This is a genomic window from Serratia sp. CY38905 (assembly GCF_052168875.1).
GTDB classification, from domain to species: domain Bacteria; phylum Pseudomonadota; class Gammaproteobacteria; order Enterobacterales; family Enterobacteriaceae; genus Serratia; species Serratia sarumanii.
On record NZ_JBJNLV010000010.1, the window covers coordinates 187,171 to 207,059 of the forward strand.

Here is a 19,889-nt window from a genome sequence, read left to right on the forward strand (position 1 = left end):
TTGCTTAATTGAATTAAAATTCACTTTATATGTATGAATATTCAATTTCAACCCCAGCGAGGAAATCTTTCACGTTTATCGTGGAAGCAATGTCGGCGGTGTGTGAAAATAGAAGGAATGAAGGCCATTTGACTTGAGGATATAGGCATGGCAAACCGCGAATTGCTGGAAGAACAACGTGAAGAGACCCGCCTGATCATCGAAGAACTGCTGGAAGACGGCAGCGATCCGGACGCGCTCTACACCATCGAGCACCATCTGTCCGCCGAGAAATTTGAGGTTCTGGAGCAGGCCGCCGTTGAAGCCTTCAAGCTGGGCTACGAAGTGACCGACGCCGAAGAGCTGGAAGTGGAAGACGGCTCGCTGGTGATGTGCTGCGACGTGATCAGCGAAGTCGGCCTGAACGCAGAGCTGATCGACGCTCAGGTAGAACAGCTGGTGGCGCTGGCGGAACGCTGCGGCGTCAATTACGACGGCTGGGGCACCTACTTCGAAGATCCGAACGGTGAAGACGGTGAGGATGACGAAGACGGCGACTACATCGACGAAGACGACGACGGTAAACGCCACTAATCCCTCTCCAATCAATACCTGTGGGCCGGTTCTCGCCGGCCCCTGATATCCCCGTCGTCTTTCAAGCTGCAGCGTTGTTGGCTGCACTCTCTCACCCCAGTCACTTACCTAAGTAAGCTCCTGGGGATGAGTGAGCTGGCCGCCTAGCTGCAACTTGAAATACATAGGGCAATTAAGCCGATGACATACCAATCCCTGTTAGCCCCGATTTTAAGCTTCCTGCACTGTGAAACTCCTGACGCCTGGATCGACGCCGCGCGCCGTCCGGAAAACCTGCAGCTGTTGCTGACCGACCACCTGGTGTGCGAGCTGAAAGCCGCGCAGACCGGCATGTGGCTGATCCGCCGCTACGTGGCGGACAAAGAGAGCGGCGACGCGCTGTTGGCGCTGCTGCGCCCTTACGAGGCGTTTCTGCACGAAGCGCAGGGCGCGCCGGACACGCTGTTTCGTCAGGGCCAGTTCACCCGCAAGATCCTGCCGAAAAACGGCTCGGCCTACGGCCAGGATCTGGCGGATCGCATGGTGCTGTTGATCAAGGAAGAGCTGCATCACTTCTCGCAGGTGCTGGAGATCATGCAGGCGCGCGGGATCCCGTATCGCAAGATCACCGCCAGCCGCTACGCCAAGGGGATGATCCGCGAGATCCGCACTCACGATCCGGCGACGCTGATCGACAAACTGATCTGCGGCGCTTACATCGAAGCGCGATCCTGCGAACGCTTCGCCAAACTGGCGCCGCACCTGGACGACGAGCTGAACCGCTTTTACGTCTCGCTGCTGCGCTCCGAAGCGCGCCATTATCAGGACTACCTGACGCTGGCGGAACAGATCGCCGGCGGCGACATCAGCGAACGGGTGGCGCATTTCGGCCGTCTCGAAGCTGAACTGATCCTGTCGCCGGACAGCGAGCTGCGTTTCCACAGCGGCGTGCCCGCCGCCGCCTGACGTTGAGGCGCGCCCTTACTGCGGCGCGCCCAGCAACAGATCCACCGCCTTTTCCGCCAGCATGATGGTCGGCGCATTGGTGTTGCCGCTGGTGAGCTGCGGCATCACCGAGCAGTCGATCACCCGCAACTGCTCAAATCCGTGCACCCGCAGCTGCGGATCGGTCACCGCGTCCTGCGGCGACGGCCCCATGCGGCAGCTGCCCACCGGGTGATACACCGTCTTGCAGAAGTTGCGCACGAACTCTTCCAGCTGCGCTTCGTCGCGCGTCCACTCCGGCTGCGGCATCAGCAGATCCTTGATCAGCGGCTTCAGCGCCGCGGTTTGCAGGAAGCCCAGGCCGAACTTCACCGCGCGCACGCTGCCGGCCAGATCGTCCGGGTGGCCGAGGTAGTTGGCGTGCAGCTTGACCGGATCGTGCGGGTTGCTGCTGCGCAGCAGCACTTCGCCGCGCGCCTTCGGCTGCAGGTAGCCGACCTTGAGCGTGAAGCCGTGAATGTTCGGCAGCGGCTCGCCGGGCACGTCGTCCCAGCTGTCCAGCAGCGGCAGGAAGTGGATCTGCACGTCCGGCCGGCCGTCGCCCTGGCTGTCGGTGAAGGCGGCGCCTTCCAGCACGTTGGACGAGAGCACGCCGCTGCGAAACGCCAGCCACTGCGCGCCGTGGCTCAGCGCCTGCAGGCCGCGATCGGCGCCGAACAGGCTGATGGACTCGCGGGTGCTGACGTTGATCGACATGTGCAGATGGTCGTGGAAGTTTTTGCCCACCGGCAGATCCGCCCGCACCTCGATGCCCAGCTGCTGCAGGTGGTCGCGCGGGCCGATGCCGGACAGCATCAGCAGCTTCGGCGAACCGACCGCGCCGGCGCTGACAATCACCTCTTTGGTGGCGCGCGCGGTCACTTCCGCGCCGCCGTTCTGGCTGTAGACCACGCCGGTGGCGACGTTGCCCTCGAAGGTCAGCCGGTGCGCCAGCGCGTTCAGTTTCACCACCAGCCGCCGTTCGTCGCGCACCGCCTTCAGGTAGGTGCGGGCGGTGCTGGCGCGTTCGCCGTTGTGGGTGGTGGTTTGGTAGAAACCGACGCCGTGCTGGCTGTCGCTGTTGAAGTCGTTGCGGTAGGGCAGGTTCAGCTCCTGGCCGGCGCGGATAAACGCCATGCTGAGCGGGTGGCGGTAGCGGTTTTCGCTGACCGGCAGCAGCCCGTCGGCGCCGTGGTAGTCGTCCGACAGGCTTTCGTTGGCCTCGGCGCGTTTGAAATAGGGCAGCACCTCCCGGTAGCTCCAGCCGGCGCAGCCATAGCGCTCGGCCCAGTCGTCGTAGTCCTGCGGCTGGCCGCGCAGGTAGATCATGCCGTTGACCGAACTGCTGCCGCCCAGCACCTTGCCCTGCGCGATCTGCATGCGGCGGTTGTTGGCGTGCGGTTCCGGCTCCGTCTCGTAGGGCCAGCTCTTTTTGGCGATGATCTTGGCCACGCCGGCCGGCATCTTGATGAACAGGTTATTGTCGTCGCCGCCGGCTTCCAGCAACAGCACCCGCGCCTGGGTGCGGCGGATCAGCTGCGCCGCCAGCACGCAGCCGGCGGAACCGGCGCCGACGATGATGTAATCAAAGGTATTTTCCGACATGACAGCTCTCCGTGCGCGATTGGGATACTGGCAGAGTAACGCGGGGGAAAAAGCGGTCAATTTGCGATCGTTAATTTATTAACGAACTTCACATTAAATTTACATCGTGGTTTTTAACGTCAGTTTATCTGCTTGAAATACGGCGTTATAGCGAGTTTTACTGATTGATTGCGATATTAATAAAAAAGGCGCAGCAAGCTGCGCCCTGATGAGAAGGCGGGGGCGATTACAGCGTTTTCAGCATGGTGACTTCGCAATCGACGTGGCCGGTAGCGCCCATCGCGTGGTCGATGTGTTCGAAGCCCAGATGTTCGTACAGCGCAACGGCCTGCGTCAGACTGGCGGTGGTCTCGAGGTAACAACAGCGGAAGCCGTGCCGGCGGGCGAAATCCAGCGCCTGCAGCGCCAGGCGTTTCGCCAATCCCTTGCCGCGCAACACCGGCAGGAAATACATCTTCTGCAATTCGCATATATCGTCTGCGCCGCCCTGCAGCGGCGCGATGCCGCCGCCGCCGGCGACCTGGCCGTCTACCTCGATCACCCAGTAAGCGCTGCGCGGCAGGCTGTAGAGCTGATACAGGGCGTCCAGATTGGGATCGGAGACGGTATAGCCTTTATCCGCCGTCAGGCCGTGCTCGGCGGAGACTTCGCGAATGACGTGAGCAATGGCGGCATTGTCTTCCGCCGTGATGGGGCGCACCAGCAGGCGCGCCGGGGTTGCTGTTGTCATGTTTACACTCGCCATTGAAAGAGACCACGTTCGTTTTTCGTTTTTATCGCAGCACGAAACGCGCCGGGGATTATTTCCCGGCGGCGTCCCTGCAGCAGTAATATCTTGTAATAACACCTAACCCGGCCCGGATGCAACGGCGATAAAAAAACAGCGGGGAAGACCCCGCTGTTTTTCAGGCGTTGGCGTGAGCCGGTGGATTACAGCGCGGCGATGGTCGCCTGCTGTTCCTGCAGCTTCACTTTGCCTTCTTTGCAGGCCGCCAGACGATCGCGTTCTTTGGCGACCACCGCTTCCGGCGCGCGCGCCACGAAGCCTTCGTTCGCCAGCTTGCCTTCGATCGTGGCGATTTCCGCATCCAGTTTGCCCATCTCTTTCGCCAGACGCGCGATCTCGGCGTCTTTGTCGATGAAACCGGCCATCGGGATCAGCAGCTCGGCGCCGTCCACCAGTTTCGTGACGGAGACCGGGCCTTTCTCACCGGCCGGCAGCAGCGCGATGGATTCCAGGCGCGCCAGACGGGCGATAAAGCTTTGGTTCTCCTGCACGCGGCGCTGGGCGTCGGCGCTGCAGTTGCGCAGCAGCACGTCGAGCGCTTTGCTTGGCGCGATGTTCATCTCGGCGCGGATGTTGCGCACGGCGATGATGGTTTGCTTGATCCACTCCAGATCGTTCAGCGCCTGCTCGTCTTCCAGCGCGGCGTCGTAGGCCGGGAACGGCTGCAGCATGATGGTGTCTGCGGTCGTGCCGGTCAGCGGCTTCACGCGCTGCCAGATGGTTTCGGTGATGAACGGAATGATCGGGTGCGCCAGGCGCAGCAGCGCTTCCAGCACGGTGATCAGCGTGTGGCGGGTGCCGCGCTGTTCCGCTTCGCTGCCGTTGCTCACCACCGGCTTGGTCAGCTCCAGATACCAGTCGCAGAACTGGTTCCAGGTGAATTCGTACAGGATGTTGGCCGCCAGATCGAAGCGGTAGGTATCCAGCGCTTCGCGGTAGGCTTTCACCGTGCGGTTGAATTCGGCCAGGATCCAGCGATCCGCCAGCGATAGCACTTTCTCGCCGCCGTTGAAGCCGCAGTCGTGCGCTTCGGTGTTCATCAGCACGAAGCGGCTGGCGTTCCACAGCTTGTTACAGAAGTTGCGGTAGCCTTCCAGGCGCTTCATGTCCCAGTTGATGTCGCGGCCGGTCGAGGCCAGCGCCGCCAGGGTGAAGCGCAGGGCGTCGGTGCCGTGCGGCTCGATGCCGTTCGGGAACTGCTTCTCGGTGCGCTTGCGGATTTTCTCCGCCAGCTGCGGCTGCATCATGTTGCCGGTGCGTTTTTCCAGCAGATCTTCCAGCGAGATGCCGTCGACCATGTCCAGCGGATCGATCACGTTGCCTTTCGACTTGGACATCTTCTGGCCTTCGTCGTCGCGGATCAGGCCGGTCATGTAGACGGTCTTGAACGGCACCTGCGGCTTGCCGTTTTCATCCTTGATGAAGTGCATGGTCAGCATGATCATGCGCGCGATCCAGAAGAAGATGATGTCGAAGCCGCTGACCATCACGCTGGTCGGGTGGAAGGTTTTCAGCGCCTCGGTCTGCTCCGGCCAGCCCAGGGTAGAGAAGGTCCACAGGCCGGACGAGAACCAGGTGTCCAGCACGTCTTCGTCCTGGGTCAGCACCACGTCGGCACCCAGGTTGTTCTCGCTGCGCACTTCTTCTTCGCTGCGGCCCACGTAGACTTTGCCGTTCACGTCGTACCAGGCCGGGATACGGTGGCCCCACCACAGCTGACGCGAGATGCACCAGTCCTGAATGTCGCGCATCCAGCTGAAGTACATGTTTTCGTACTGCTTCGGCACGAACTGGATTTCGCCCTGTTCGACCGCTTCCACCGCCACTTTGGCCAGCGGCGCGGTGCGCACGTACCATTGGTCGGTCAGCATCGGCTCGATCACCACGCCGCCGCGGTCGCCGTAAGGCACCGTCAGGTCGTGCGGTTTGATCTCGTCCAGCAGGCCTAACTGATCGAAGGCGGCAACCACCGCTTTACGCGCCGCGAAGCGCTCCAGGCCGCGGAACTCAGCCGGGATCTCGTTGCAGTAGTCGGTGCAGACTTCGCCCAGGGTGTTGAACACTTCCGCTTCCTGGCGGATGTCGCCGTCGAAGGTCAGAATGTTGATCATCGGCAGGCCGTGGCGTTTGCCGACTTCGTAGTCGTTGAAATCGTGCGCCGGGGTGATCTTCACGCAGCCGGTGCCTTTTTCCATATCGGCGTGTTCGTCACCGACGATGCGGATGCGGCGGCCGACCAGCGGCAGAATGATCTCTTTGCCGATCAGGTCCTTATAGCGCGGATCTTCCGGGTTGACCGCCACGCCGGTATCGCCCAGCACGGTTTCCGGACGGGTGGTGGCGACCACCAGGTAGTCTTTGCCCTCGGCGGTTTTCGCTCCGTCGGCCAGCGGGTAGCGCAGGTGCCACATGGAACCTTTGGATTCGCGGTTTTCCACTTCCAGATCGGAGATGGCGGTGCGCAGCTTCGGATCCCAGTTCACCAGGCGCTTGCCGCGGTAGATCAGGTCTTCTTTGTGCAGACGGACAAACACTTCGCGCACCGCGTTCGACAGGCCTTCGTCCATGGTGAAGCGCTCGCGCTCCCAGTCCACGGAGTTACCCAGACGGCGCATCTGGCGGGTGATGGTGCCGCCGGACTCCGCCTTCCACTGCCAGATCTTGTCGATAAACGCGTCACGGCCGTAGTCGTGGCGGGTTTTGCCTTCTTCCGCGGCGATCTTGCGCTCCACCACCATCTGGGTGGCGATGCCGGCGTGGTCGGTGCCCGCCTGCCACAGGGTGTTTTTACCCTGCATGCGCTGATAGCGAATCATGGTGTCCATGATGGTCTGCTGGAACGCGTGGCCCATGTGCAGGCTGCCGGTGACGTTCGGCGGCGGGATCATGATGCAGAAGCTTTCCTGGCTGGTGTCGCCGTTCGGCTTAAAGTAACCCTGATTCTCCCAGTGATCGTACAGCTTCTGTTCGATCTGCTTTGGGTCGTATGCGGTGTCGAGCTGACTGTTTGTCTTTTCCATTCTTTATCGTATTCAGTGAGTTGGCGGCGTAGCCGTGGTCAAATGGAAGCCGACGCTGCGATAGGCCTTGTAACGGTCGCGCGCCAACTGTTTCAGAGTGTCTTCGTAAGGAACGAAGTCTACCACTTCATGGAAAGCGGTAGCAAAATCGGCAAACTGCGGCAGCAGGGCGATCAGCAGATCGCGCGGGGCGTTGCCGCGCTTGCCGGGCCAGCACAGTTCCACCGGCGCGCCGTAGTGCGGCCCTTCGCCGGCCAGGTTGTGCGGCACGAACTCATGCGGCTCGCGCTGCCACAGCGCTTCGTCCAGCCGCTGGGCCTGCTCCTGGCTCTCGCAGGCGATCAGCACCCGTTTGCCGGAACGGAAGCCGTTGGCGGCAACGGCGCAGGCCACGGCCTCATGGGCGCTGAGCGCACCAGACGGTTCCGCGTTGTCGAGCAAATAAAACGTCGCCTGTTTCATTAAGGATCCACCGCTGCCGATAAAAAAATGTAGGGGCACAGCATGCTGTGCCCCTTGGGATTATACCTGAATTACCGCTCAGATTTAATCGTCGCCGTTCAGGCCCGCGCGGTTCAATAGGAACTGCGACAGCAGCGCCACCGGGCGGCCGGTCGCGCCCTTGGCTTTACCGGAGCGCCAGGCGGTGCCGGCGATATCCAGGTGCGCCCAGGTGTACTTGCGGGTGAAGCGCGACAGGAAGCAGGCGGCGGTGATGGCGCCGCCAGGGCGGCCACCGATGTTCGCCATGTCGGCGAAGTTGGAGTCCAACTGCTCGTAGTACTCGTCGGCCATCGGCAGGCGCCAGGCGCGGTCGCCGGCCTGCTCGGAAGCGCCCAGCAGCTCGTGCGCCAGCGGGTTGTGGTTCGACATCAGGCCGGTGATGTGGTGGCCCAAGGCGATCACGCAGGCGCCGGTCAGGGTGGCGATGTCGATCACCAGCTCCGGCTCGAAGCGCTCGACGTAGGTCAGGGTGTCGCACAGCACCAGACGGCCTTCGGCGTCGGTGTTCAGCACCTCGACGGTCTGGCCGGACATGGTGGTCAGCACGTCGCCCGGACGGTAAGCCCGGCCGCCCGGCATGTTTTCACAGCCGGCCAGCACGCCGATCACGTTCAGCGGCAGGTTCAACTCCGCCACCACGCGCATCACGCCGTACACGGTCGCCGCGCCGCACATGTCGTATTTCATCTCGTCCATGCCGTCGGCCGGTTTGATCGAGATGCCGCCGGAGTCGAAGGTCAGCCCTTTGCCTACCAGCACGATCGGCTTAGCGTCCGGATTTGGGTTGCCCTTATATTCCATCACCGACATTAACGACTCGTTTTGCGAACCGGCGCCGACCGCCAGATAGGCGTTCATGCCCAGCTCTTTCATCTGCTGTTCGCCGATGACGCGGGTGGTGATGTGGGTGCTGAAGGCGTCCGCCAGCTGGCGGGCCTGCGAGGCCAGGTAGCCGGCGTTACAGATGTTCGGCGGCATGTTGCCGAGATCTTTGGCCGCCTTGATGCCGGAAGCCACCGCCAGGCCGTGCTGAATAGCGCGCTCGCCGCTGGTGAGCTCACGGCGGGTCGGCACGTTGAACACCATTTTGCGCAGCGGACGACGCGGCTCCACCTTGTTGCTTTTCAGCTGATCGAAGGTGTAGAGCGTCTCTTTGGCGGTTTCCACCGCCTGACGCACTTTCCAATAGGTATTGCGGCCTTTCACGTGCAGCTCGGTCAGGAAGCAGACCGCTTCCATCGAGCCGGTGTCGTTGAGGGTATTGATGGTTTTCTGGATCACCTGCTTGTATTGGCGCTCATCGAGCTCGCGCTCTTTGCCGCAGCCGATCAGCAGGATGCGCTCGGAGAGAATGTTGGGCACATGGTGCAGTAGCAGCGTCTGCCCGACCTTGCCTTCCAGTTCGCCACGGCGCAGCAATGCGCTGATATAACCATCACTGATTTTGTCGAGTTGTTCTGCGATAGGGGACAGGCGGCGCGGTTCGAAAACGCCGACTACAATACAGGCACTGCGCTGTTTTTCCGGGCTACCGCTTTTTACACTGAACTCCATGCACTCTCCTGAATCTTAAAGACAAAGGCGGACGCTACGGCTAGAATAACCGACTCCGTAACGATCTCCCGCCATTTGAGTTAACGGATTATGTTAACCTGAACGGCGTAAATTGCTCTGTTTTGGCGACTATAAGCAAGTTCCTATAGGACACCCAAACGGCTTGATGTTGTAATACTATTTTAGCTGTGAAGGTTGCCATATGATGAGAATAAATGGCGGATTAGCGATGAAATTATCGATTTTCCTGCAAAAAGACAAGTTTTCACAGGCGTAATAAGCGTGATCATCATAAGATATCTGGTACGGGAAACGCTCAAGAGCCAAATCGCCATCCTGTTCATCCTGCTTCTGATCTTCTTTTGTCAGAACCTGGTCAGGGTGTTGGGCGATGCGGTGGACGGCAATATCCCGACAAACTTAGTCCTCTCCCTGCTGGCGCTGGGCGTGCCGAAAATGGCGCAGCTCATCCTGCCTTTGAGCCTGTTTCTCGGCTTGCTGATGACGCTTGGGCGGTTGTATACCGAGAGCGAAATCACCGTTATGCACGCCTGCGGGCTGGGCAAACGCACCCTGATTATCGCCGCCATGATCCTGGCGCTGTTCACCTCTGCGATCGCGGCGGTGAACGTGTTTTGGGCCGGCCCCTGGGCTTCGCGCTATCAGGACGTGGTGGTGAACGAAGCCAAGGCCAACCCGAGCATCGCCGGGCTGGCGGAAGGGCAGTTCAAACCCTCGCAGGACGGCAACGCGGTGCTGTTTATCGGCAACGTGAAGGGCAGCACCTTCAACGACGTGTTCCTGGCGCAGCTGCGGCCGAACGGCAACCAACGCCCGTCGGTGGTGGTGGCCGAGCACGGCAACATCGTGCAGCAGAAAGACGGCTCGCAGGTGGTGACGCTCGACAAGGGCACCCGCTTTGAAGGCACCGCGCTGCTGCGCGACTTCCGCATTACCGACTTCAACGACTACAAGGCGGTGATTGGCCACCGCACCGTGGCGGCGGACAACACCGAATCCGAACAGATGTCGATGCAGACGCTGTGGGAGTCCGACGATCCGGATGCGCGCGCCGAGTTCCACTGGCGCCTGACGCTGGTGGTGTCGGTGGCGCTGATGGCGCTGCTGGTGGTGCCGCTCAGCGTGGTGAACCCACGCCAGGGCCGCGTGCTGAGCATGCTGCCGGCCATCCTGCTGTATCTGATCTTCTTCCTGCTGCAGACCTCGCTGCGCTCCAACGCCGGCAAGGGCAAGCTGGATCCGATGCTGTGGCTGTGGCTGGTTAACGGCGTTTACTTCGCGATCGCGCTGGCGCTGAACCTGTGGGATACCGTGCCGATGCGCAAGCTGCGCGCACGCCTGAGAGGAGCGGCCTGATGTTTGGCGTATTAGACCGGTATATCGGTAAAACGATTTTCAACACCATCATCATGACGCTGTTCATGCTGGTGTCGCTGTCCGGCATCATCAAGTTCGTCGATCAGCTGCGCAAGGTCGGCCAGGGCGAATACACCGCGTTGAGCGCCGGCATGTACACCCTGCTGAGCGTGCCGAAAGACATCGAGATCTTCTTCCCGATGGCGGCGCTGCTCGGCGCGCTGCTCGGCCTGGGCCAACTGGCGACGCGCAGCGAACTGGTCGTCATGCAGGCTTCCGGCTTCACCCGCCTGCAGATCGCCGGCTCGGTGATGAAAACCGCCATTCCGCTGGTGCTGCTGACCATGGCGATCGGCGAGTGGGTGGCGCCGCAGGGCGAGCAGATGGCGCGCAACTACCGCGCCCAGCAGATGTACGGCGGCTCGCTGCTCTCCACCAAGAGCGGGCTGTGGGCGAAGGATGGCAACGACTTCATCTACATCGAGCGCGTCTCCGGCGACAAAGAACTCTCCGGCGTGAACATCTACCACTTCAACGATCAGCGTCGCCTGGAGACGGTGCGCTATGCCGCCACCGCCAGCTTCGAGAACGGGGTGTGGCAGCTTTCGCAGGTGGACACCTCGGATCTGACCGATCCGAAACAGGTGACCGGCACCCAGACGCTGACCGGCGAATGGAAAACCAACCTGACCCCGGACAAGCTGGGCGTGGTGGCGCTGGATCCGGATTCGCTCTCCATCAGCGGGCTGCACAACTACGTGAAGTACCTGAAGCAGAGCGGCCAGGAGGCCAGCCGTTACCAGCTCAACATGTGGAGCAAAATCTTCTCGCCGCTGTCGGTGGCGGTGATGATGCTGATGGCGCTGTCGTTCATCTTCGGCCCGCTGCGCAGCGTGCCGATGGGCATCCGCGTGGTGACCGGCATCAGCTTCGGCTTCCTGTTCTACGTGCTGGATCAGATCTTCGGCCCGCTGAGCCTGGTGTACAGCATGCCGCCGGTGCTGGGCGCGCTGCTGCCGAGCATGCTGTTCCTGCTGATCAGCGTTTATATGCTGCTCAAACGCAAGTAGCGGGGCGATCGGTAGTGAAGAAAGGCGTGGCCGCGGGGCCGCGCCTTTTTTGTTGGTGGGGCATGCCCCCGCCTGTGGTTTTTGTCGTGTTATAGTCACTTCAGCGGCAATGCAGGCAGAGGGAGCACGCAGCCAATGGAAGACGAATACAATCTCAGCAATATCATCGGCAAGCGACTGGAAGCGGCGTTGGGAGAGTTGGGCGATCTCCTGTGGGCGTATGTGGTGTTATCCAAAAAAGACATTGCCTGCATCTTTGGCGTCACCAACTACCCGAGTGAATGGGTAAAAAAGTATCAAGAGCAGGGGTTGCAGTATATTGATCCGGTGGTGCTTACCGCCCGTAACCGCCTGACCCCGTTCGCCTGGGACGAGCAAATCATGGCTGACGCAGGGCTGCACTTTCCCGAGTTGTTCGAACAGGCCCGCGAGTTTGGCGTAACGCACGGCTATACCTTCGTGCTGCACGATTACAACGACAATCTCGTCACGCTTTCCTTTGCCTTCAACGTTGAGCAGAGAGCGGAAGCCATCCAGGCGCTCACCGATCGTAAAGGTGAAATCTCGGTATTGCTGGCCTCAATCCATGAGTCGTATCTGGCACTATCCCCACTTTCAGAAAAAAACGCCGTAGCCCTGGAAAGAAATGCCCGCTTTACCGACAGGGAAAACGAGATCCTTTATTGGGCCAGCGTGGGTAAAACCTACCAGGAAACGGCGATGATCCTGGGCATAAAAACCGGCACCATCAAGTTTCATATGTCCAACGTCGTCAAAAAGTTGGGGGTAACGAATGCCCGACATGCCGTGCGCCTGGGGATGGAGCTTCGGTTGATTAAACCGGTGGAGTGACAGGCTAGCGTACCCGTGGAATACGGAGGCACGGCTGCGCATAAATCATCAGCCGGGATACGTCTGAAGGGAGAAAATATCGGCTGGCGAACAGCGTTTTTCGATTCAAGAAATGATGGGCGTCAATCGGTATTGATTTGGTCGCGTGTCGGTTCACGTTGAGGACGTAATATAGAGTACCTGCCCCGATCTCTGCGATATGAAATAATAACCTGCATGAACTGATAAAGGTCTAGTAAGGGACTGTACTTTAGTCTAACTGGTTTCTCACCCCTCAAGGCGATACACTTCCCCGGTAATGTTTTGATAAAAAATACAAAAAAAAACCTGACCGCGTAGGGCCAGGTTGCCAATATTGGCCAACACCAGGGAAAATTTTCTTACATCATCTTAAAGCTATTAACTCTGCGGAGGCAAGTGTTCTCTGCTGGTTTTTACGCCTTGAGTGGCTATTTCGTTACGTATGTACGCTATTTTGTGGTGATTTTCGATAGAACCCCATCCAGCTAAAAATAACGTCTCTTTCTTAATGGCGTTATTCCACGTATTTATTTCCCGCCTGATTTTTACCAATGAAAAAAGAGTGTTCTCGGAATGTTACGCAACCTCATTCTTTATTGGCTGACACATGGATATGCAATTATTTGCAGCATTGCCATTGCGGCTGGGGATTATTTTTTTGCTGGCTGCATTGGTTGAGAAGAGCCGATTGGCGTGGCGAAAGAATACGTTTGGGGCGCGATCTAACAGATCGCGCCCTGGGGGTTGACGTTGGGGGGAAGCGTTACAGCAGCCAGTCCAGCAACACCACGCCGCACAGGCTGATAGCCCAGGCGATAGTGGTGGGCACCGACCACACCATCATCTGTTGGCGCACGTCCTTGATGCCCATCATACGGTTGACCACCCAGAACATGCTGTCGTTGAAGTAGCTGAAGAACAGCGCGCCCAGGGTGGCCGCCTGCGCCGCCGCCAGCATATTGACGCCGGGCAGCAGGCTGACGATCGGTGCCGAGATAGAGGCGGCGGTGATCATCGCCACCGTGCCGGAGCCCTGTATCACCCGCACCAGCGTGGCGATGACGAACGGGATCAGCACCGGCGAGATCGGCAGCCCGGCGACCTGTTCCGCCAGCTGCGTGCCGGCGCCGCTCTCGCGCAGCACCGCCCCCAACGCGCCGCCGGCGCCGGTAACCAGCAGGATGATGCCGGCGGTCTGCAGGCCTTCCTCCAGCCGCTCCAGCGTGTCGTGCTTGTTGGCGTGCGGCATCAGGGTGTACACCGCCAGCAGCACGCTGATCGCCAGCGCGATCATCGGCGAGCCGAGAAACGCGAAGCTTTGGCCCCACAGGCTCTCCGCCAGCCAGCCCATGCCCTCGCGCTTGGCCAGCATATTGTTGACCGCGTTGACGAAGATCAGCCCGATCGGCGTCAGGATCGGCAGCAGCGACAACATCAGGCTCGGCAGCGCCTTGCCCTCTTTCTCCGCCAGATACTGCTGATGCGCGGCGCGCAGATCCTGCGGCGCTTCCTCTTCCTGCGGCATAAAGTCCGGGTAGCGCGCGCCCAGCCAGCGCGCATACAGCACGATGCCGATCACGCAGGGAATGGCCAGCACCAGCCCGGCCAGCATCATGGCACCGATATCCACGCCGAAGATGCCCGCCACGCCCAGCGGCCCCGGCGTCGGCGGCACCGCGTGGTGGGTGAGGATCAGCCCGCCGGCCAGCGCGACGCCGAGCGTCAGCAGGTTGCGCTTGCCCTTTTTCGCCAGCGCCTTGACCAGCGGATAAAGGATGACGAACGCCGAATCGACGAAGATCGGGATGCTGACGATATAGCCGGTGATGGCCAGCGCCCACTCCTCGCGCCTTTTGCCCAGCCATTTGATAAAGCTGTAGGCGATTTGCTCGGCGGCGCCGGAGACCTCCAGCACCCGGCCCATCATCACCCCCAGCCCGATGACGATGCCGATGCTGCCGAGCGTGGAGCCGAAGCCCTTGGTGATGGCGTCGACGGTTTGCGTGGCACCCATGCCGCCGGTAATGCCGGCGATGGAGGCGGCGATCAGCATGGCGATCAGCGCATGCATGCGGGTGCGCAGCACCAGGAAAATCAGCGCAAACACCGCCACCGCCAGCCCGATGATTGGGGTATACATCGCCATGATCAGCCCCCGCCTTGCGGCATGTCGTCGCGGATAAAGGCGCGGATCGCCTGCTCGAAGCTTTCATCGGCGGTGAAGCCCAACTGCTGCGCCCGCCGGGTGTCGAACTCGCCCGGCCAACCGGCGACGATGCGGTTGATGGCGGCGTCCGGCTCGAATCGCACCCGTGCGGCGACGGCGTCACCGGCCACCGCGCGCAGCGCTTCGAGCATCTCCCGCACGCGCACGCTGATGCCGGGCAGGTTGAGCGTGCGCAGGGCGCCGAACGCCGAAGCGGGCAGCGTGGCGGCGTGGATGAAGTTGCTCACCACCGCGGCCGGGCTGGAGAGCCACAGCGCCAGCTCGGCGTCTACTGGGCACACCGCCTGCTCGCCGTGCAGCGGCTCGCGGATGATGCCGCTGGCAAACGACGAGGCCGCCTTGTTCGGCTTGCCCGGCCGCACGCTGATGGTGGGCAGGCGCAGCACGCGGCCATCGACGAAGCCTTTGCGCGCATAGTCGTTGATCAGCAGTTCGCACATCGCCTTCTGCGCGCCGTAGGAGGATTGCGGGGTGACCGCGCAGCGATCGTCGATCACCGGCGGCAGCTCACCGCCGAACACCGCCAGCGAACTGGTGAAGATAAATTTCATGCCCGGCGCCCGGTGGCGCGTCGCTTCCAGCAATTGGCGGGTGGCATCGAAATTGACCTGCATGCCGAGATCGAAATCGCTCTCCGCATGGCTGCTGACGATGGCCGCCAGGTGGAACAGCACGCCGCAGTCGGCGTCGATCAGCCGCTCCGCCGCGCCGGGCTGAGACAGATCGAGCGCCAGACACTGCAGGCGCGCATCCGGCAGCGGGGCGGGCGGCGGGGTGATGTCCGTCAGGATCAGTGTGTCGAAGGCCAGCGGGCAACTGCCGTGCAGCAGCGCTTTCGCCAGCCGCTGGCCGAGAAAACCGGCGCCGCCGGTGATGACGATATTCATATGGTGCTCCTTTCCCTAGCGTTGTTGTTATCAGAGTTGGACGTTGTGCAGTTGCAGACCGCGCTCGCGCAGCAGCTGCTGCGCCTCCGGCGGCAGCGCGGCGTCGCAGATGATGTCGCTCAGCGCCTCCAGCGGACAGACGCGGAACATGCCGTATTTGCCGTACTTGCTGCTGTCGGAGACCAGCACCCGGCGGCGGGCGACCTCCAGCAGTGCCTGCTTGACCAGCACCTTCTCCTCGTGCGGCGTGGAGAGGCCGTGTTCCAGATCCCACGAGCTGGTGCTGATGAAGGCCACGTCGATATTCAGGGTGCGCAACAGCATGGCGGCGCTGTTACCGACGCAGGAGTAGTTGCGCTGATCCACCTGGCCACCGGTGTGGAACAGGCTGAGCTGCGGGCGATTCATCAGGTGCTGGATGATGGAGAAATCGTTGGTGACGACCGTCAGATTGAAGCGCTCCGCCAGGCTGCGGGCGATCTCGAAGGTGGTGGTGCCGGCGTCCAGATAGACCACCTGGCCGTCTTCCACCAAGCCGGCGGCGTATTTGCCGATCTCGCGCTTGTGGCGATGGTGCAGCTGCGCCTTCTCGCAATAGGCCAGCTCCTGGCGCAGCGCCTCGCTCAGGCGCACGCCGCCGCTGACGCTGACCACTTTGCCTTGCTCTTCCAGCACGCGGATATCGCGCCGCACCGTCATGTGGGAGACGCTCATCAGCTCCGACAGCGCGCTGATGCTCGCCAGCTGATATTCATGCACATAGCGATAGATGTAATCGCGGCGTTCAGACGGGATCATGTTCGCTCCTGTGGCCCCGGCGGCGGCAGGGGCGCCGCGAAGCTGTTATTTTTTGTTATGGAGGAACATCTTCAACCATCGCGATTAACAAGTAAGCGACAGTTATCACAAATGCCGGCGTGGGGGTTGGGGCGTTTTTGTTATTTAACTTTATGATTAATTGTTTGTTATTGGCTTTTCTCGGCGTTTTGTTGTGCAACACCATGCTGTGATAATTAATGTGACGCGCCACAAGGTTTGTGAAGCGGGCGGGGCGGGAAAGCGGCGAGGAAGGGCCGGCAAACGTGCGCTGCGGCGCTTTTTTCGACACTTAACTCATTGAACAACGGATAAGTGTTGCGTGACGATCGCGGGAAGGTATAATGCACCCGTTTTCCGCATACTACTTCAGTGCCGAAGTGGCGAAATCGGTAGACGCAGTTGATTCAAAATCAACCGTAGAGATACGTGCCGGTTCGAGTCCGGCCTTCGGCACCATTAAGTACCGCGCGAACAAGAAGCCACCGAAAGGTGGTTTTTTTGTGCCTGGAATCGGATCTGCCTGCCTGTTTTAGTTCCACGCACTTTTTGATATTTCCGGGTGTTGATCTCTTCCCAATATCGGTGTCAGGCTAAATCAGAGATCCGGGCCTTTTTGCAGACTTCGGATAAATTCCTCCGGTGTCAGGTTGTTTAATGATGGATGAGGTCGTTGCTGGTTATACTCCTACGCCAGCACTCGGTGATTTTCCGCGTTTCATTCAGTGTCCTTAACAGGTAAAAATCCAGGATTTCTGTCCGGTACGTCCGGTTAAACCGTTCGATAAACGCATTCTGTGTGGCTCAGCCGCTTGATAAATTCCAGCGCCACACCATGCTCTTCAGCCCATTGCGCAAGCGTCAGAGAAACAAGTTCTGGATCATTATCCATCCGCATCTTCAACGGATATCCACGGTTTGTGACAATCCTATCCGCTCGTTGAGCTGAGATATTCAGGCCGATTTCTATCGCCAGTGCTTCGTGGTTAAAATCGCCCACCACATTGAAGCTACGGAAGTGTCGGCTACAGAATAGTGCATCGTGTATAAAATTGATGGACCAGCTTTGATTAAGCGCCTCAGGATTCCCCAGTGGAACCGGATTACGCACCGGCAGACGTCTTACGGCGAAAATTCAGTTTCAGTACGCGGTAAATCCGTATCGCGGATAGCGTTCAGCCGCTACGGTCAGCGCCATAATGACCGGCTGATCACGTCGTGTATCCGGCTGATAACGAATTACCGTCCTGCTCAGCTACAATGTCTTGCATGCCTGACGTAAGCTCATGGCAAACTGCGCGGTCAGATAGCTGACCAGCTCACGCTTTTTCGCTGGTTTTAAAGCTTTTTTCAATAACGTCTTTCAGTCCGCGGCACTCGAGACTCTGGTCCGCAAACATCTGTTTCAGTTGGCGGTTTTCATCCTCAAGGTCTTTCATCTTTTTGATATCGGAGGCTTCGATAACGCCGAACTTCGCTTTCCAGTTGTTCAGAAATCTCGGTCTCGCGGCAGACATCCTTAACTGTGCGTCCGGCTTCGACGGACTTCAGAACAGCGAAGATCTGGTGTTCGGAGAATCGAGTTTTGCGCATGACGATCTCCTCCTGGAACATAATCAGTATGTCGGAAGAGCTCTAAAAGTGAATGGGCCGTTTTACCGGGATACTTACACATGGCGCTATGGGTAGCACAGATCAGACATAGAGTATGTATATTATAATTAAACTACCACGCCTCAGTGTTAAATGTTATTTTTTAATATCTCAAAATTAAATAAAGTGGTTTTGGTTTGTTAGCTATTAATTTTTTGGAATATAATTTCCCATCTCCCATTTTATTGAGAGATGGTTGTGATACTATAATAGGTTTCTTTATTAAACTCTTGAGACAACATTGCTTAAGAGTTAATTGAGCTCTCGGATACATCATAGCATTGTCTAATAAATGCATCTATTTTTGAATCATTCATCCCTTCAAAAATAACTCCTGCCCCTTGCATATTTAAGGTTTTAGAAAATTGTCTAAATCTTGCCTCTCTTTTATCCTCACCATCCAAAAAGTGCTCACTCATAAATCTAATTATACCATTGGAAATTTCTCGACGTCTGAACATCCACGGTCGTTCTATTAGGTTGCTTCTTATATCTGCGGTACGCAATATTATTCTTAATGCAACTTCAAAGTTGTCATTGGAGTACTGGCTCGCAATCCATGCATTCCACCATAATCTAGATATTGCATTGTCATCTCGGCAATGTGTTCTGTTAATGGCGAAGAAATGCTTTTTTATATGCTCAATCTTTTTTTCTTCAGATATTTTAGTTATATCCCATCTGTTTCTGGTGAATTTAAGACACTCTGTGTGTGTGAAGCGTGACCAGACTCTATTCTCACAAGCTAAAACTGGCGTTAGGTTCCTTAAGGACGACCAAACTAATATTGAGTTCTCTATCTCTAAATCACGCTTAACTGATTCTGGCTCATTATTACTGTATTTAAGATCTTGTAATGGTTCGGGAATATAATCGATGGATAAAGGAATGTTCCAATTGCCATCTTCAATTTCTTGGGAGAAGTCTGGTCCATCAATCATATATTTTTCAATATTGACGCCTATCCCCTCATAAAGATAATCAGCAGCCGACTGGCCAAGATATAATACCTTTTTATTCGACATGAGCCAGTCCTCTTATTGCGTCTTCCAATAACATCAATGGATTGGATAGGATTTTTTGTGCGTTTTTAAGATGCTCATCATCATTGGAGTAGTTTATATTAAATGAATCACAACGTTCTTTAAATACTTTGACCCATCTTTGTTCGCTTAGGTAACCTTTTGATAATGCACTAAATATTTGCATTACAGCTGGCAAGTAAATACTGGATAATAACATGTTTCTAGTGTGAACATTTCCCCTTAAGTTACATATGATCTTATGGATTGAAGGAGAAACCAAAATATCTATAGTTGAATTGTCTAATTGAATATCGAACGAACCATCTGGAATGTCATTGCTTTTTATTAATTTAAATATTGACTCCATTGGTGCCAGCTTTTCATAGCCAGCAGTAAATTCGGCTTGAAGACCGATTGCTATTGGACTAAATTCAGGAATGATGATCTCATTTCCAAATTCAGGATTTATTTTTTCATCTTGCAGATTTAATTTATCCTCTGATGTGTAAATTATTGGCCTTATTTGTACCTTTCCTTTGACCTTACCCGAGGGGATGATTATTTTCCAACTATCGATATCGATCTCTTCGCATGATGAATAATATGTATCATTACAAGTGATATAGATAACGCATTTGGCTTTCCTCTCTATTATATAACTTTTTATCTCGTTACTTCCTATATTTATTGAGCCAGATATAATAATGTTCCAAGAGTTTCTGTCTTCTATAGCAGAAAATTTTTCAAATGAAAAATCACTATCGGTATAATCTTCCGTTAGTGGTCCTAATACTGGGAATGGGAATCTCATGTTATTTTTTATTTTCATTTTTATCTCCAGGAATTTCAATGGCTACTATAATTGGACCTTTATATAGGAAGTAACGAGATAAAAAGTTATATAATAGAGAGGAAAGCCAAATGCGTTATCTATATCACTTGTAATGATACATAT

16 protein-coding genes, 1 tRNA gene and 1 pseudogene are annotated in these 19,889 nt (G+C 57.4%); 6 read left to right on the forward strand and 12 right to left on the reverse strand.

The window, feature by feature from the left end; translation table 11 throughout:
- Positions 1–147 precede the first annotated feature (147 nt).
- Together rraB and miaE are read left to right on the forward strand one after the other, a co-directional pair.
- Positions 148–573, forward strand: a complete 426-nt coding sequence (gene rraB / locus ACJ8MK_RS19735) for a ribonuclease E inhibitor RraB (RefSeq protein ID WP_004933365.1) — start codon at positions 148–150, stop codon at positions 571–573.
- Between the two features lie 180 nt (positions 574–753).
- Positions 754–1,518, forward strand: a complete 765-nt coding sequence (miaE, locus tag ACJ8MK_RS19740; RefSeq protein WP_015376459.1) for a tRNA isopentenyl-2-thiomethyl-A-37 hydroxylase MiaE — start codon at positions 754–756, stop codon at positions 1,516–1,518.
- A gap of 15 nt (positions 1,519–1,533) precedes the next feature.
- On the opposite strand, the gene ACJ8MK_RS19745 is transcribed toward miaE, so the two are convergent.
- The 5 genes from ACJ8MK_RS19745 to pepA all read right to left on the reverse strand — a co-directional run bounded on the left by ACJ8MK_RS19745 (position 1,534) and on the right by pepA (position 9,006).
- Positions 1,534–3,141, reverse strand: a complete 1,608-nt coding sequence (locus ACJ8MK_RS19745) for a GMC family oxidoreductase (protein WP_442517996.1) — start codon at positions 3,139–3,141, stop codon at positions 1,534–1,536.
- 226 nt (positions 3,142–3,367) lie between these two features.
- Positions 3,368–3,871, reverse strand: coding sequence for a GNAT family N-acetyltransferase (locus tag ACJ8MK_RS19750; RefSeq protein WP_033636872.1), 504 nt, complete (start codon positions 3,869–3,871; stop codon positions 3,368–3,370).
- 200 nt (positions 3,872–4,071) lie between these two features.
- Positions 4,072–6,948 (reverse strand): valine--tRNA ligase, encoded by a 2,877-nt coding sequence (locus tag ACJ8MK_RS19755; RefSeq protein WP_442517997.1) that lies wholly within the window; start codon positions 6,946–6,948, stop codon positions 4,072–4,074.
- 12 nt (positions 6,949–6,960) lie between these two features.
- Positions 6,961–7,410: a DNA polymerase III subunit chi gene (locus ACJ8MK_RS19760; RefSeq protein WP_033631663.1), complete on the reverse strand. Its 450-nt coding sequence runs from the start codon at positions 7,408–7,410 to the stop codon at positions 6,961–6,963.
- A gap of 84 nt (positions 7,411–7,494) precedes the next feature.
- Positions 7,495–9,006, reverse strand: a complete 1,512-nt coding sequence (pepA, locus tag ACJ8MK_RS19765) for a leucyl aminopeptidase (protein WP_033636874.1) — start codon at positions 9,004–9,006, stop codon at positions 7,495–7,497.
- A gap of 282 nt (positions 9,007–9,288) precedes the next feature.
- Here pepA and lptF point away from each other — a divergent pair, with 282 nt between their 5' ends.
- The 3 genes from lptF (at position 9,289) to ACJ8MK_RS19780 (ending at position 12,305) form a co-directional block, all read left to right on the forward strand.
- Positions 9,289–10,383, forward strand: a complete 1,095-nt coding sequence (lptF, locus tag ACJ8MK_RS19770) for an LPS export ABC transporter permease LptF (protein WP_033636875.1) — start codon at positions 9,289–9,291, stop codon at positions 10,381–10,383.
- Positions 10,383–11,453: an LPS export ABC transporter permease LptG gene (lptG, locus tag ACJ8MK_RS19775; RefSeq protein ID WP_033636876.1), complete on the forward strand. Its 1,071-nt coding sequence runs from the start codon at positions 10,383–10,385 to the stop codon at positions 11,451–11,453. Before lptF ends, lptG begins: the two co-directional genes overlap by 1 nt.
- Positions 11,454–11,588: 135 nt before the next feature.
- Positions 11,589–12,305: a helix-turn-helix transcriptional regulator gene (locus tag ACJ8MK_RS19780; RefSeq protein ID WP_049211804.1), complete on the forward strand. Its 717-nt coding sequence runs from the start codon at positions 11,589–11,591 to the stop codon at positions 12,303–12,305.
- A 784-nt stretch (positions 12,306–13,089) separates the two neighbouring features.
- On the opposite strand, the gene ACJ8MK_RS19785 is transcribed toward ACJ8MK_RS19780, so the two are convergent.
- The 4 genes from ACJ8MK_RS19785 to ACJ8MK_RS19800 are packed head-to-tail and all read right to left on the reverse strand — an operon-like array spanning position 13,090 to position 16,548.
- Positions 13,090–14,475, reverse strand: coding sequence for a GntP family permease (locus tag ACJ8MK_RS19785; protein WP_103829867.1), 1,386 nt, complete (start codon positions 14,473–14,475; stop codon positions 13,090–13,092).
- Positions 14,475–15,440 (reverse strand): D-erythronate dehydrogenase, encoded by a 966-nt coding sequence (gene denD, locus ACJ8MK_RS19790; RefSeq protein WP_442517998.1) that lies wholly within the window; start codon positions 15,438–15,440, stop codon positions 14,475–14,477. The genes ACJ8MK_RS19785 and denD overlap by 1 nt, the downstream gene beginning before the upstream one ends.
- 30 nt (positions 15,441–15,470) lie before the next feature.
- A complete protein-coding gene (locus tag ACJ8MK_RS19795; RefSeq protein ID WP_060422656.1) occupies positions 15,471–16,238 on the reverse strand; it encodes a DeoR/GlpR family DNA-binding transcription regulator in 768 nt (255 codons plus the stop codon).
- A 55-nt stretch (positions 16,239–16,293) separates the two neighbouring features.
- On the reverse strand, positions 16,294–16,548 hold the full coding sequence (locus ACJ8MK_RS19800; RefSeq protein ID WP_144335924.1) for a hypothetical protein: 255 nt from the start codon (positions 16,546–16,548) through the stop codon (positions 16,294–16,296).
- 82 nt (positions 16,549–16,630) lie between these two features.
- Here ACJ8MK_RS19800 and ACJ8MK_RS19805 point away from each other — a divergent pair.
- Positions 16,631–16,715 (forward strand) — tRNA-Leu (locus ACJ8MK_RS19805).
- 139 nt (positions 16,716–16,854) lie between these two features.
- Here the strand turns inward: ACJ8MK_RS19805 and ACJ8MK_RS19810 are convergent.
- From ACJ8MK_RS19810 to ACJ8MK_RS19820, 3 genes and pseudogenes are all read right to left on the reverse strand, one after another.
- A pseudogene (locus ACJ8MK_RS19810) lies at positions 16,855–17,849 on the reverse strand (integrase core domain-containing protein).
- A gap of 305 nt (positions 17,850–18,154) precedes the next feature.
- A complete protein-coding gene (locus tag ACJ8MK_RS19815) occupies positions 18,155–18,934 on the reverse strand; it encodes a DUF6339 family protein (protein ID WP_442517999.1) in 780 nt (259 codons plus the stop codon).
- A complete protein-coding gene (locus ACJ8MK_RS19820; protein WP_197749966.1) occupies positions 18,924–19,763 on the reverse strand; it encodes a hypothetical protein in 840 nt (279 codons plus the stop codon). Before ACJ8MK_RS19820 ends, ACJ8MK_RS19815 begins: the two co-directional genes overlap by 11 nt.
- Positions 19,764–19,889 lie beyond the last annotated feature (126 nt).

Coding starts and splice junctions, on each gene's coding strand:
- rraB (WP_004933365.1), top strand. CDS start 148: ATGGCAAACCGCGAATTGCTGGAAGAACAACGTGAAGAGACCCGCCTG.
- miaE (WP_015376459.1), top strand. CDS start 754: ATGACATACCAATCCCTGTTAGCCCCGATTTTAAGCTTCCTGCACTGT.
- ACJ8MK_RS19745 (WP_442517996.1), bottom strand. CDS start 3,141: ATGTCGGAAAATACCTTTGATTACATCATCGTCGGCGCCGGTTCCGCC.
- ACJ8MK_RS19750 (WP_033636872.1), bottom strand. CDS start 3,871: ATGACAACAGCAACCCCGGCGCGCCTGCTGGTGCGCCCCATCACGGCG.
- ACJ8MK_RS19755 (WP_442517997.1), bottom strand. CDS start 6,948: ATGGAAAAGACAAACAGTCAGCTCGACACCGCATACGACCCAAAGCAG.
- ACJ8MK_RS19760 (WP_033631663.1), bottom strand. CDS start 7,410: ATGAAACAGGCGACGTTTTATTTGCTCGACAACGCGGAACCGTCTGGT.
- pepA (WP_033636874.1), bottom strand. CDS start 9,006: ATGGAGTTCAGTGTAAAAAGCGGTAGCCCGGAAAAACAGCGCAGTGCC.
- lptG (WP_033636876.1), top strand. CDS start 10,383: ATGTTTGGCGTATTAGACCGGTATATCGGTAAAACGATTTTCAACACC.
- ACJ8MK_RS19780 (WP_049211804.1), top strand. CDS start 11,589: ATGGAAGACGAATACAATCTCAGCAATATCATCGGCAAGCGACTGGAA.
- denD (WP_442517998.1), bottom strand. CDS start 15,440: ATGAATATCGTCATCACCGGCGGCGCCGGTTTTCTCGGCCAGCGGCTG.
- ACJ8MK_RS19795 (WP_060422656.1), bottom strand. CDS start 16,238: ATGATCCCGTCTGAACGCCGCGATTACATCTATCGCTATGTGCATGAA.
- ACJ8MK_RS19815 (WP_442517999.1), bottom strand. CDS start 18,934: ATGTCGAATAAAAAGGTATTATATCTTGGCCAGTCGGCTGCTGATTAT.
- ACJ8MK_RS19820 (WP_197749966.1), bottom strand. CDS start 19,763: ATGAAAATAAAAAATAACATGAGATTCCCATTCCCAGTATTAGGACCA.